13 protein-coding genes are annotated in these 13,628 nt (G+C 43.9%); 10 read left to right on the top strand and 3 right to left on the bottom strand.

Going from position 1 to position 13,628, the window contains the following annotated elements; genetic code table 11:
* Positions 1-9: 9 nt before the first annotated feature.
* The 3 genes from F907_RS06980 to paaZ all read right to left on the bottom strand — a co-directional run bounded on the left by F907_RS06980 (position 10) and on the right by paaZ (position 4,048).
* On the bottom strand, positions 10-1,296 hold the full coding sequence (locus F907_RS06980; protein ID WP_171068383.1) for an acyl-CoA dehydrogenase family protein: 1,287 nt from the start codon (positions 1,294-1,296) through the stop codon (positions 10-12).
* 270 nt (positions 1,297-1,566) lie between these two features.
* Positions 1,567-1,857: a DUF1330 domain-containing protein gene (locus F907_RS06985; RefSeq protein ID WP_016652507.1), complete on the bottom strand. Its 291-nt coding sequence runs from the start codon at positions 1,855-1,857 to the stop codon at positions 1,567-1,569.
* Positions 1,858-1,945: 88 nt separating this feature from the next.
* Positions 1,946-4,048 (bottom strand): phenylacetic acid degradation bifunctional protein PaaZ, encoded by a 2,103-nt coding sequence (gene paaZ / locus F907_RS06990; RefSeq protein WP_016652506.1) that lies wholly within the window; start codon positions 4,046-4,048, stop codon positions 1,946-1,948.
* A 266-nt stretch (positions 4,049-4,314) separates the two neighbouring features.
* Between paaZ and paaA the strand changes: the two genes are divergently transcribed.
* Genes paaA through paaK form a run of 10 tightly spaced genes read left to right on the top strand, consistent with a single transcriptional unit; the run spans position 4,315 to position 13,626 of the window.
* Positions 4,315-5,253, top strand: a complete 939-nt coding sequence (gene paaA / locus F907_RS06995; protein ID WP_016652505.1) for a 1,2-phenylacetyl-CoA epoxidase subunit PaaA — start codon at positions 4,315-4,317, stop codon at positions 5,251-5,253.
* A 32-nt stretch (positions 5,254-5,285) separates the two neighbouring features.
* Positions 5,286-5,576, top strand: a complete 291-nt coding sequence (gene paaB, locus F907_RS07000; RefSeq protein ID WP_016652504.1) for a 1,2-phenylacetyl-CoA epoxidase subunit PaaB — start codon at positions 5,286-5,288, stop codon at positions 5,574-5,576.
* A 12-nt stretch (positions 5,577-5,588) separates the two neighbouring features.
* Positions 5,589-6,344 (top strand): 1,2-phenylacetyl-CoA epoxidase subunit PaaC, encoded by a 756-nt coding sequence (paaC, locus tag F907_RS07005; RefSeq protein ID WP_016652503.1) that lies wholly within the window; start codon positions 5,589-5,591, stop codon positions 6,342-6,344.
* 16 nt (positions 6,345-6,360) lie between these two features.
* Positions 6,361-6,861, top strand: coding sequence for a 1,2-phenylacetyl-CoA epoxidase subunit PaaD (gene paaD / locus F907_RS07010; protein WP_005270722.1), 501 nt, complete (start codon positions 6,361-6,363; stop codon positions 6,859-6,861).
* 23 nt (positions 6,862-6,884) lie between these two features.
* Positions 6,885-7,946, top strand: coding sequence for a 2Fe-2S iron-sulfur cluster-binding protein (locus tag F907_RS07015; protein ID WP_016652502.1), 1,062 nt, complete (start codon positions 6,885-6,887; stop codon positions 7,944-7,946).
* Positions 7,947-7,959: 13 nt separating this feature from the next.
* Positions 7,960-8,733, top strand: a complete 774-nt coding sequence (locus F907_RS07020) for an enoyl-CoA hydratase-related protein (protein WP_016652501.1) — start codon at positions 7,960-7,962, stop codon at positions 8,731-8,733.
* A complete protein-coding gene (gene paaG, locus F907_RS07025; protein WP_016652500.1) occupies positions 8,733-9,524 on the top strand; it encodes a 2-(1,2-epoxy-1,2-dihydrophenyl)acetyl-CoA isomerase PaaG in 792 nt (263 codons plus the stop codon). Before F907_RS07020 ends, paaG begins: the two co-directional genes overlap by 1 nt.
* 2 nt (positions 9,525-9,526) lie before the next feature.
* Positions 9,527-11,065 (top strand): 3-hydroxyacyl-CoA dehydrogenase, encoded by a 1,539-nt coding sequence (locus F907_RS07030; RefSeq protein ID WP_016652499.1) that lies wholly within the window; start codon positions 9,527-9,529, stop codon positions 11,063-11,065.
* Positions 11,066-11,077: 12 nt separating this feature from the next.
* Positions 11,078-12,289 carry a 3-oxoadipyl-CoA thiolase gene (pcaF, locus tag F907_RS07035; RefSeq protein ID WP_016652498.1) on the top strand — a complete coding sequence of 404 codons (1,212 nt, stop codon included), beginning with the start codon at positions 11,078-11,080 and terminating at the stop codon, positions 12,287-12,289.
* 47 nt (positions 12,290-12,336) lie between these two features.
* Positions 12,337-13,626: a phenylacetate--CoA ligase PaaK gene (paaK, locus tag F907_RS07040; protein WP_016652497.1), complete on the top strand. Its 1,290-nt coding sequence runs from the start codon at positions 12,337-12,339 to the stop codon at positions 13,624-13,626.
* Positions 13,627-13,628 lie beyond the last annotated feature (2 nt).

Below are 13,628 nucleotides of genomic sequence, written 5' to 3'. Positions count from 1 at the left end.
TCTCCAAAATTAAGCATGTAAGCCAGAATGCAAGATTGCAGTTGCACGAAGATCACGATACCAGCGCTCAACAGGATGCTCTTTGGTAAAGCCATGACCGCCAAGAATCTGAACGCCATCTGTCCCCATTTTCATTGATTTCTCAGCGCAAAGCAGGCGAGCAAGATAGGCTTCCCGATGAAAGGGTTTGCCAGCTTCTGCCAAACTTGCTGCGTTAAGAACCAACATACGCATTGCATCAATTTCAATCGCCATATCTGCAATCATAAAAGCGACACTTTGACGATGTGAGATTGGTTCACCGAAGGCAGTACGTTCATTGGCATATTTGATGCAGTAGGCTTTGATTGCTTCACAGGTTCCAACCGCCATCGCACACCACATCAAGTTACCCAGATCGACAAAGGCGGTGTAATCAAAATCAGCATCTCCTAAACGTAAGGCTGGCGTTTGATTAAATTGAAGGGTTGCGGTTTCAGTGGCCTTTAGGCCCATTGCAGGGTTGGCTTTGATGGCAATCGTTTCATTGGATTGCACCACAAAAATATCAGGCTTGCCGTTGAATTCTGCACTGACGAGAAAGACATCTGCGGTGTCTCCCAAAACCACCAAGCTCTTTTCACCCGTGATATAGAACTGCCCATTGGCTTCTGTTGCCGTGGTTTTTAACTGGTATGGGTTAAAAGCAGGGGTCGCCTCCTGAAAGGCGAACGTCGCCGTAACATCAGTATCTTCTGCAAACACAGGTAAGTACATCGATTGCACTTGAGTTGAACCCCAACGAGTTATAGCATTAATGACACTGAAGGTACTGAGTAAACCTGCGGTCAGACTGAAATCACCCTTAGCCAAGCTTTCCGCAATCAGGATATTGCTGACAATATTCTGCTCTGCTGCCACACCACCCAATGCTTCTGGCAACGCATAATAGTTAAGCCCCAAATCAACCAAATGTTGCCACAGTTCTTCAGGAAATTGAGCATGATGATCTGCATCATGTGCCAATGTGTAGAGCACTTCCTCAGCAAACTGTGACATGGCATCAACCGTCATTTGCTGTTCTTCGGTCAGACTGAGATCAAACAGATTTTTGTTGGTCTGATTTGGGAGGCGCTGTTTATCGATTGGTTGTGGCTTAAATGCTTTTTGTGTTTTATTGAGTACTTTAAAGCCAGTTTTTGAACCTTGATATAATGATTTCTCTACAAATTTTCTTAATTTGAGTTGATCAAGCATTTCGCTTCCTGCGAGTTTAGTGATCAAAGATAGCCCAAGACCTTGAGCCTTATTCATCATATTCGACATGATTTTATCCTAGAGGATGGTTGTAAATTTATGCTGACATGCTCCTGATCAAAAAACTATGTCTTGTTTGACATGCCGATTGGAGATAGATAAAGGGTGAAATAGCACTTTACTGTTTTTTATGTTGTTGTTTTTTAATTATTAAATAAAATATAGAGAAAATTATTTTTTTTAAAATTGACCAAAATGACAGAGGTCTGTGCTCGGCTTAATCTGTTTATTGTTTAGCGAGGTAACTCTGCCATTTATTGGTCTCCCTCATTAGCCTAATCCTTCGGTCAGAATCACCATATATTCACCCGCTAAATCACGATGCTTTTTGGCCTGTTGATAGGCATCACTGTGATACCAATTTTGTGCTTCCTGCATATTACTAAATTTAATGATGGCTACCCCGTCGCTTTCAATATTTTCCAATGCAATGGACTGACCATAAAACACAATCGGTTCAGCATCAAAACCTTGACTCGCTTGACGTGCCAAAGTGGTGTAGGTCTTCATTTCATCTTGGTTTTTTAATTGTTTACGAATAAGAATGATATAGGCACTCATGGATTTTCCTGAATTGAATTTATTTTTAACACGGCATATTTTGAAGGTGGTTGATGGATATGCAATGCTATCCATCAAGGTACTTAGTTTAAGCTGCACGGGCAACCAAAGTTAAAATATCATAGGTCGCAACCAATTCATCTCGCTGATTTTTAACCTTGATATCCCAAACCACAACACCATGTTCAGGTTGAGATGGATCTTTTTGTGGTTTAGGGGTTTTCTGTTTGCAGGTCAATTCAACCCGAATAGAATCACCGATTTTGACAGGTTCAACAAAACGTAAATTATCCATACCATAGTTGGCAATCACAGGGCCTTGAGCGGCATCGACAAATAAACCTGCTGCGGCTGAAACGATGAAATAACCATGTGCCACACGCTCACCAAAAAAGGAATCTGCTGCCGCGATTTTATCGGTATGCGCATAGAAATAGTCGCCACTGAGGCAGGCAAAATTGACAATATCGGCTTCAGTTACGGTACGGCGTGCGGTGAGTAAACGTTCACCAATCACCAACTCATCAAATGATTTTTTAAATGGATGGACTCGATCTTGATTGATAGTTGAACCCGCTGTCCATGAATGCGTGACTTGTGTGAGGCTGTTTGGGGAACCTTGAATCGCCGTCCGTTGCATATAGTGTTTTACCGCACGAATGCCGCCCAGTTCTTCACCGCCACCGGCACGACCAGGACCGCCGTGAATCAAATGAGGCAGTGGAGAGCCATGTCCCGTACTTTCTTTGGCCGATTCTTCATCCAGAATGTGTACACGACCATGCCATGGTGCAATTTTTTGAATGATCTGTTCGATATTCTCGTCACTGTTTTTCACCACAGAGGCCACCAGACTGCCTTCACCACGCGCCACAAGATCGGCAAGTTCCTCGATTGATTGATACGGCATCAAGGTACATACAGGACCGAATGCTTCAGTGGTATGCACTGAGATGGCTTCTAATGGTTTTTCGCAGCGCAAGAGTGTCGGTGGAAAGAAGGCGCCTTTCTCTGGATGGTCAGCATTGATTTTAAATGTTGTCTCGCCACCAAAAACAATTTTGGCTTCTTTTGCCAGTTCAGCAACTTTCGCAGCTACATCCAGTTTTTGTTTAGGACTGGCCAACGAGCCCATAGTCGTATCTTGCTTTTGCGGATCACCCACAATAACTTTTGCCAGTTTAGCACTGAGTTGTTGCTGGACTTGTTCAAGTAATGCTTGTGGTACAAAGGCACGACGAATCGCGGTACATTTTTGTCCTGCTTTGGTGGTCATTTCACGGAAAACTTCACGTACAAATAAATCAATGGTTGCTTCATTTGCCGATGGGCTGAGAATCGCACTGTTTACTGAATCTGCTTCCATGCTGAATGGAATTGAATATTGGTTCAGATGGGGATAATTGCGAAGCTTTTGTCCTGTATGGGCTGAACCCGTAAAGGTGACACAGTCCTGTGGGCCTAAGTGATCAAAAAGATCATCAATTTGTCCGCAAATCAGTTGTAGAGAACCTTTCGGCAGGATGCCAGTCGCAATGATTGACTCCACTACGGCTTGGGTGAGTTGAGCACCATCAGTGGCGGGTTTGACGATACAAGGCACACCCGCCAATAGCGTAGGCGCAATTTTTTCCAGCATGCCCCAAATCGGGAAATTAAAGGCATTGATATGTACTGCGACACCAGCTTTAGGGCTGAGAATATGCTTGGCACCAAAAGTGCCGTTTTTAGAGAGCTGAATCCAGCTATCCTCAGTGATAATTTTTTCGTCATTGAGTTCGCGACGTACCAGACTTGAATAGGCGAATAAGGTCTGAATCCCACCTTCGATATCAATCCATGCATCTTTACGTGTTGCACCGGTGGCGTAGGCAAGCGCATAGAACTGTTCTTTTTGTTCAAATAAATGTTGAGCAATTTGTTTTAAGGCATTGGCACGTTGATGAAAGGTCCAGTTTGCCAGCTCAGTACCATGCTGTTTGGCATATTGCACGGCTTGATGCATGTCGATGCCATGACTGCTGACGCTATAGATCGGTTCGCCAGTAATGGCATGTACAACAGTACGTCTTTCTTCATGACTTGAATGCCATGTTCCATAAACATAAGAAGCCAGTTGTGGCAGCTGTTGAGTTGAGTTTTGGTATTCGGTGTCCTGTGCTGTTTCTGCATGTTGTGCTTGTTCAAGCATAATCAAACTCCATTTTTATGTTATACATCAATTATAAAAATATTTAAAATATGATTCATAATTTCATCTCGATTCAGCTAAAAGTCAACCTGATTTTATTTTTATTGGTAAATTAATTTTTTATTTGTTTAAATAAATATAGGAATAACAATATTTTGTTTCTGATTTTGTGGTCAATCTTAATTTGATACAAAAATATTAATTGACTTTGCTTTTTATGTATCGAAAAATAGATTCATGGATGGAATTCTCAAGGGAATCTACAAATGGAAAATAAGTATCAGAAATTTGAGCACAATATTGTCAATGACATCACCATTGAAGCCAAAGATGAAATGCCTGAGGCGTATCGCAAAACTTTGATTCGTCAGATTGGGCAACACGGTCATTCAGAAATTGTCGGTATGCTCCCAGAAGGCAACTGGATTACCCGTGCACCGACGTTGAAACGTAAAGCCGTGTTATTGGCAAAAGTTCAGGATGAGGCAGGGCATGGTCTTTATCTTTATAGTGCCGCAGAAACCTTGGGTGCAGATCGTGATGAGATGATGGAAAAATTGATTGATGGAAAAATGAAATATTCCTCCATCTTTAATTATCCAACCATCAGTTGGGCCGATGTCGCGGCAATTGGTTGGTTGGTTGATGGTGCTGCAATTGTGAATCAGGTGGCCTTATGCCGTACCTCTTATGGTCCTTATGCACGTGCCATGGTACGGATTTGCAAAGAAGAAAGTTTCCATCAGCGTCAGGGTTTTGAAGCCATGATGGCATTGGCGGAGGGTTCACCAGAACAAAAACAAATGGCACAAGATGCGGTGAATCGTTTCTGGTGGCCTGCATTGATGATGTTTGGCCCAAGTGATGATCACTCTCCTAATAGTGCGCAAAGCATGGCATGGGGAATCAAGCGCTTTAGTAATGATGAGTTACGTCAAAAATTTGTCGATAACACTGTGCCACAAGTATTACAGCTCGGTCTAACGGTGCCGGATACTGATTTGCAGTGGAATAAAGAAACAGGTCATTACAGCTATGGCGAGATTGATTGGCAAGAGTTCAATGAAGTGATTGCAGGTCGTGGCCCTTGTAATCATGAACGGATAGAAGCACGCCGTAAGGCTTGGGAAAATGGCAAGTGGGTGCGAGATGCGGCCGTGATTTATGCCAAAAAGCAGCAAAACCAAGTGGGCAAAGTTGCTTAAACAAGATTTAGGGAAAATTTGAGGATATCGAAATGGAAAATAACAACAATTGGTCGCTCTATGAAGTGTTTGTGCGCAGTAAACAAGGTTTAAGCCATCGTCATGTCGGCAGTCTAAGAGCCCCAGATGATGAGATTGCATTGCAGCATGCGCGTGATGTCTATACCCGCCGCAATGAAGGTATCAGTATTTGGGTGGTTCGTTCAGAATTGATTAAATCCTCACAGCCAGATGAAAAAGCAGAGTTTTTTGAACCTGCACTGGACAAAGTTTATCGTCATCCCACCTTTTATCACATCGCTGATGGCATTGAGCACATGTAAGGGAGGATGCAAATGAACAATATCGCTTTATCTAAATTTTTATTACATATCGGTGATAGCCAACTGGTATTGGCGCAACGTTTGGCTGAATGGTGTGGTCATGCGCCAGAGTTGGAAATTGATATTGCTTTGGCCAATATCGGTCTGGATTTACTGGGACAATCCCGAAATTTTTTGACCTTGGCAGGTCAATACGAAGCTGAAAAACGTGATGAAGACCAATTGGCTTATTTCCGTAATGAACGTGAGTTTTTTAATTTATTGCTATGTGAACAACCGAATGGTGATTTTGCACAGACCATCGTACGCCAGTGGTTGATGGATCATTACCATGTGTTGTTATTAACCGCTTTAACTCAATCCTCAATGCCAGAAGTCGCTGCATTGGCGGTGAAATCTTTAAAAGAAGCCAAGTACCATATTCGTTTCTCTACCAGCTGGATGGAGCGTTTAAGCCTGAGTACAGCAGAAGCGCATCAACGTGTGCAACAGGCATTAGATAGCTTGTGGCGCTTTAGTGCCGAACTGTTCGAGTTGACGACCGAAGAACAGACGTTGGTTGAGCAAGGCATCATTGCTGATTTTTCTACTGAAAAAGTGCTGTGGGAGCAAACCGTTGTAGCGGAATTGAAGCGTTTTGAATTAACGATTCCTGAAAATGGTGCTTACCGTCGTGGGGCTAAACAAGGTTTGCATACCGAACACTTAGGATATTTGTTGGCTGAAATGCAATCCATTCAACGCAGTTATCCTGAGATGACTTGGTAACACAAGGAGTGTAGCCATGCAAATGATTCGCCATTGTATTGACCAATGCTGGGATGTACTACAGAAAGTCAGTGATCCAGAAATTCCGGTATTGTCCGTTGTGGATCTGGGTATGATTCGTGGTGTGGAGTTGAATGAACAGCAAGAAATTATTGTTCGATTGACCCCAACCTATAGTGGTTGTCCAGCCACTGACTTATTAAAAGCACAGATAGTCGAAGCCTTGGCGGCAGAAGACTTGACCCCTGCAAAAGTCATGATTGATTTATCAGAAGCTTGGACCACGGACTGGATGTCGGATGCAGGTAAGCAGAAGCTGCAAGCTTATGGTATTGCACCACCAGAAGGGACTGCTCAGCAATGCGGAACACATGTGCATCTCAGTGATGGCGTGGTTTGTCCACACTGCAAGAGCCGAAAAACCCGATTGTTAACCGAGTTTAGTTCGACCGCTTGCAAAGCACTGTACAAATGTCAGGACTGCCTTGAACCCTTTGATTATTTTAAATGTATTTAAAGTCTTGGATAAGGAAATCAGCCATGAGCCAATTTATTCCATTAAAAGTAAAAACAATTACACCACAGACCGATCAGGCGATTTGCATTGCCTTTGATCTGGTACCTGAACAGCAGCAACAGTTTCAATTTCAGCCGGGCCAGCATTTGACCATTCGTCATTTAACCGAAGCAGGGGAAATTCGCCGTTGCTATTCCATCTGTAGCTATGCGCCAAAAGAAGATATCAGCATTGCAGTCAAAAAGATTGAGCAGGGGCAATTTTCCCATTGGGCCAATGAGCATTTAAAAGTGGGTGATGTACTGGAAGTGATGCCGCCACAAGGGGTGTTTTTTCAGAAGGCAGCACGCACAGGTGGTCAATCCTACTTGGGTATTGCTGCAGGTAGTGGTATTACCCCAATTCTTTCCATCATCAAACAGGTGCTGTTTGAGCAAGCATCGGCAAATTTCACCTTGTTGTATGGCAATCGTTCGTGGAAACAGACCATGTTTGCCGAGCAGATTATGGATTTAAAAGACCAGTTTAAAGAGCGTTTTCAACTGATCAATATTTTTTCACGGGAGTTCAATGACAGTGAGTTGTTGAATGGTCGTATCGATGAGAACAAGCTCAAACAGTTATTTGAACATGAAGTGTTAGAACCAAACTTTGACCATGTCTTTGCCTGTGGTCCAGATGAAATGATGGACACCGTTGAACGCCTTTTTCCTATGTATGGTGTGACGAAAGATAAGATCCATACCGAGCGTTTTAACACCGGACAGGTGCGCAAACGTCCAGCGGAAGCCAATGCCAATCGCAAGCAAGAAAAAGTCAACATTGTGTTGGATGGGCGAGAGTTGATTGTTGCTGTAGGGCAAGAGGACGAAAGTATCCTTGATGCTGCTTTACGTGCAGGCGCGGATTTGCCTTATGCCTGTAAAGGTGGTGTTTGTGCCACCTGTCGCTGCAAGGTGCTTTCAGGTGAAGTGGATATGTTCCTGAACTATAGCCTTGAAGATGATGAAGTGGAAAAAGGCTATGTGCTGAGCTGCCAGACATTACCGAAAGGCGCAAATGTACGTTTGAGCTTTGATGAGTAGAGGTGAGATAGTCATGCAAACCTTGATTCAGGTTGAAACACCAATAGCTGGGGTCATGCTGCTCAGCTTAAACCGTCCAGAAAAACGCAATGCCTTGAATAATGAAACTTTACGACATCTGTGTGATCTGCTGGAACAAGCTGAACAGGATCCTCAAGTGAAAGTAGTTATTCTAACAGGCAATAACAATTGCTTTGCTGCAGGTGCAGACCTAACTGAATTGGCGCAGATGGATGCAGTGGCTTTACAGCTCGATATTCGTCCAAAGTTATGGCAGAAGATCGACAGTTTTACCAAACCTATCATAGCCGCAGTAAATGGTTATGCCTTGGGTGCAGGCTTTGAGCTGGTGTTGCATTCAGACATGGTGATTTGTGGAGACAATGCCAAATTTGCCTTGCCCGAAATTGGTCTAGGCATGTTACCTGGTGCGGGTGGTACCCAACGTCTTGCGCGCTTAGTGGGGCAGCAACTCACCATGCGCTGGGCAATGACTGGTGAAATGATCTCAGCTAAACAAGCACATCAGCATGGCATCTGTAGTGAAGTGGTGCCGACTGTACTCACGGTGGAATATGCCATTCAACTGGCAAGCAAAATTGCCAAACAAGCGCCCTTAGCGATTCGAGTGATCAAACAATCAATCAAAAGTATTCATGAGACTACATTAAGTCAGGGACTGAAATCCGAACGGCAAAATTTTGTTTGGTTGGCAGCAACCAAAGATCGAAATGAAGGCATTAATGCATTTTTTGAAAAAAGAAAACCAGTGTTTAGAGGTGAGTGATGGACTATAAAAATATTATCGTGGAAGAAAAAAATGCGGTGGGTTATTTAACCTTTAATCGTCCCCAAGCATTGAATAGTTTCAATGTGGAGATGCACCGTGAGGTCGCTGAGGTTCTGAATCTATGGAGTAAGAAACAAGAGGTTCGCTGCATCGTGATCAGTGGCGAAGGCCGTGGTTTCTGCGCAGGGCAAGACTTGGGTGACCGTGTGGTTGATCCAAATGCTGCGGCGCCTGATTTAGGTTACTCGATTGAAACTTACTATAACCCGTTGATTAGAACCATTGTGAATATGCCGAAACCCGTGATTTGTGCGGTGAATGGTGTAGCAGCAGGGGCAGGTGCCAATATTGCCTTGGCCTGTGATCTGGTGATTGCAGCAAAATCTGCCAACTTTGTACAGGCCTTCTGTCGTTTAGGTCTGGTACCTGACTCAGGTGGGACTTGGTTCTTGCCACGTGCTGTGGGCCATGCGCGTGCTATGGGGCTTACTTTACTCGGTGATAAATTGCCTGCTGAAACAGCGAAAGAATGGGGCATGATTTGGGATGTGGCTGAAGATGGCGAATTGAAAAGCAAGGTCACTGAACTGGCAGAACGTTTAGCCAAACAACCTACTTTTGGTCTGTCACTGATTAAAAAGGCCATTCATCAATCCACTAATCATAGTTTTGATGAACAGATGCATTTAGAACGAGATTTTCAGCGTATTGCTGGGCGTTCGGAAGATTATCGTGAAGGCGTCCAAGCCTTTATGAATAAGCGTGAGCCAAACTTTCAGGGGCGTTAAGCATGAATAATCTGGATTTGTCTCATGCCCGTATTGCTGTCATCGGTTCTGGAACCATGGGAATTGGCATTGCTCAGTTGGCAGTCATACACGGTCATTCTACCATTCTCTATGATCTTGATCATGAAAAGACCAAGCAGGCTGTTGAAGGGTTACGTCAGACCTTTGTCAAACTGGTTGAAAAAGGCAAGATAACAGCTGAACAGGCACAGCAAGCACTTTCACGTTTGACCATTGCTGATCGTATAGAAGATTTAGCAGATGTTGAGTTGGTGATAGAGGCGGTGGTCGAGAAACTCGAAGTGAAGCAGGCTTTGTTTCAACAGCTTGCAGGGATTTGTCGTGATCACACTATTTTTGCCAGCAATACCTCTTCAATTTCGGTCACTGCGATTGCAGCAGGGGTTTCACATCCTGAACGCGTGGTAGGCTTACATTTCTTTAATCCTGCCCCTGTGATGAAATTGGTCGAAATTGTGCAAGGTTTAAAAACGCCAATCGACCTATGTCAGTCTTTAAAAAGTTTGATGCTGGCTTGGCATAAAATCCCAGTACTGACCAAATCGACACCAGGTTTTATTGTTAATCGGATTGCTCGTCCATTTTATGCAGAAGCGTTTCGTGCACTGCAAGAGCAAGTGACGACCTATGACCAACTGGATTATGCCTTAAAACAATGCGGTGGCTTTGCGATGGGGCCGTGTGAATTAACCGATCTGATTGGGCAAGATGTAAATTTTTCCGTGACTCAAAGTGTGTATGAAGCGTTCTTTTATGAGCCACGCTATCGCCCAAGTTTGATTCAGAAAGAGTTAGTTGATGCTGGTACGTGGGGCCGTAAGTCAAAACAAGGTTTCTATCACTACGATGAAAAAAATCAGTATGCGACTTTTTATCCTCAAACCATTGTTACTCAATCCTTTCATGCTGATGTTCAAGTCAAAGGTACATGGGCTCAATGTCCGCATTTATTAGAACGTCTAGGCTTAAGTCGTGCTTTAACAAGCAATGAAAATATTATTCAAATTGATGATATTGATCTACGTTTAAGTCAGGGTGAATCTGCCAATTTACAGTATTTAAGTCGAAAAACCATCTTGATGGATTGGCACCATGATTTCGTGCAAGCGCAAGCCGTAGTACTGAGCCATAATCATCTTTGCCAAGCCGATGATCTGGCAAAAATCGAAGCGTTTTTTGCTCAACAACAGATCAAGGTTCTTTGGATCAGCGATCATCCCGCACTGTTAACCTTGCGTACTATTGTTCTGCTGATTAATGAAGCCTGTGAAGCCAGTCTGCATGGTGTTGCAAGTATGGAAGATATTGATAATGCCATGCGCTATGGCGTCAATTATCCTAAAGGGCCGTATCAATGGATGATGCAATTGGGTGCGCAATATGTGTTGCAGACTTTAACTAATCTATATGCCATCTACGGCGAAGAAAAATATCGTGCAAGTTTATATCTCAAGCAATACGTAGCAAAGCAGCAAAGTGTGATTGCTGACTATTCAAAAAATTTAACAGAATGTGCATAAGCAGGAGCGATCATGGAAGACGTTTTAATTTGTGATTTTATTCGTACCCCCATTGGACGTTATGCAGGCTCGTTGAGCTCGGTACGCACTGATGATCTTGCGGCATTGCCAATCAAACATCTAAAAGAAAAGCATGCACATTTACCGTGGCAGGATTTAGATGAAGTGTTTTTAGGCTGTGCCAATCAGGCGGGTGAAGATAACCGCAATGTCGCACGTATGGCGACTTTGTTGGCAGGCCTGCCTGAGTCGGTTCCTGCAATGACGGTCAACCGCCTCTGTGCTTCAGGGCTAGATGCGGTCGGTTTGGCAGCACGTTCAATTAAATCGGGTGAATCACAATTTGTATTGGCGGGTGGGGTTGAGTCGATGAGTCGGGCACCTTTTGTACAGGCCAAGCCAACCGAAGCGTTTGGTCGTAGCCCTGAAATATTTGATACCACCATCGGTTGGCGTTTCATCAATAAAAAGATGAAAGCAGACTATGGCACTGACAGCATGCCTGAAACAGCTGAGAATGTGGCTGAGAAATACCAGATTAGTCGACAGGATCAGGATGAGTTTGCGATTCGTAGCCAACAAAAAGTGGCAGCGGCACAACAAGCAGGCTTTTTTGAGGGTGAAATTTTACCCGTCGAACTGACTGATCGTAAAAGAAATATTACTGTCTTTTCACAGGATGAGCATCCAAGAGCAGAGACCAGTCTGGAAAGCTTGGCGAAATTAAAAGCACCATTCCGTAAAGAAGGTGGTTCAGTGACTGCGGGTAATGCATCAGGTGTCAATGATGGCTCGGCTTGTGTGTTACTCACCAATCGTCAGTTTGCCGATAGACATGGTTTAACACCATTGGCGCGCGTGGTGGCGATTGCCAGTGCTGGGGTAGAACCGAAATATATGGGCATTGGCCCAGTGCCTGCGGTGCAAAAATTGTTGAAACAAACAGGTCTCAGTTTAGAGCAAATGGATGTGATTGAGCTAAACGAAGCTTTTGCTGCGCAATCATTGGCCTGTATGCGCGAGTTAGGCCTTAAGGATGATGATGCACGAGTCAACCCGAATGGTGGTGCAATTGCATTGGGTCATCCACTGGGCATGAGTGGCACGCGTTTGGTGATGACTGCAACCAGAGAATTGAAAAGACGCCAAGGAAAATATGCACTGTGCACCATGTGTGTCGGTGTCGGGCAAGGTGTCGCCCTGATCTTAGAAAATTTAGCTTAAAGCAATTGAAACGGTTCAAATAATATAACGACATAGGAGAGACGGCAGTGGATAGCCTCATCACAGAAAATGTAGAAAAAATGACGCTTGCGGAGTTACGAGCGCTGCAAACCAAACGTTTAAAAGAAACATTGACCAATGTTTACGCCAATAGTCCTGTCTATAAGAAAAAATTTGATGATGCTGGTGTGCATCCAGATGATTTCGTAACACTGGACGATCTGGCTAAATTTCCTTTTACCACTAAACAGGATTTAAGAGAAAACTATCCCTTTGGTATGTTCGCAGTACCACAGGAGCAGATTGTACGTTTGCATGCCTCTTCAGGAACCACAGGTAAACCAACCGTAGTCGGTTATACCCAAAAAGATATTCATACGTGGTCGGACATTGTGGCACGTTGCTTGCGTATGGCAGGTCTAAGCGCCAAAGATATGATTCAGGTCGCCTATGGTTATGGTCTGTTTACTGGTGGTTTAGGCGCGCATTATGGTGCTGAACGCTTAGGTGCAACCGTGATTCCGATGTCTGGTGGTCAGACTGAGAAACAGGTACAACTGATTCAGGACTTTAAACCGACGGCAATTATGGTCACGCCATCGTATTGTGTCAGTATTATTGAAAAACTGGAGCAGCAATATGGCAGTGCGCGTAATACCTCTTTAAAGGTTGGTATTTTTGGCGCTGAACCTTGGACCAATGAGTTACGCCGTGAGATTGAAGAGCGTTTAAATATCAAAGCATTGGATATTTATGGCTTATCGGAGATTATGGGCCCAGGTGTTGCCATGCAATGTCTGAATGAAGGTGAAGGGCTGACGATTTGGGAGGATCACTTCTATCCTGAGATCATTAATCCTGAAACAGGTGAGGTGTGTAAGGATGGTGAATTGGGTGAGTTAGTCTTTACCACCATTACCAAAGAAGGTTTGCCGATTATCCGTTATCGCACCCGCGATTTAACCCGTTTGTTGGCTGGACAAAACCTTGCCATGCGCCGTATGGATAAAATCGTAGGCCGTAGTGATGACATGCTGATCATTCGTGGTGTTAATGTTTTTCCGACTCAAATTGAAGAACAGATTTTACAAGTGCCAAGTCTGGTGCCGAATTATGAAATTCTGGTGGCCAAGAAAGGCCATATGGATACTTTGCATATCCGTACCGAAATGTGCCATAACTGTGACAAGCAGGCACAGCAACTGGCTCAGCAGTTGATGCAAAGGATTAAAACCATGATTGGGATCTCAGTCACGGTGGAGGTGGTCAATGAACTGACCTTGCCACGTTCTGAAGGGAAAGCAAAACGTGTCATTGATATGCGTCAGATTGCTTAACA

Source organism: Acinetobacter colistiniresistens (genome assembly GCF_000413935.1).
Classification (GTDB): Bacteria; Pseudomonadota; Gammaproteobacteria; order Pseudomonadales; family Moraxellaceae; genus Acinetobacter; species Acinetobacter colistiniresistens.
The sequence above is the reverse complement of the archived record's forward strand: the minus strand, read 5'-3'. Positions and strand labels throughout refer to the sequence as shown.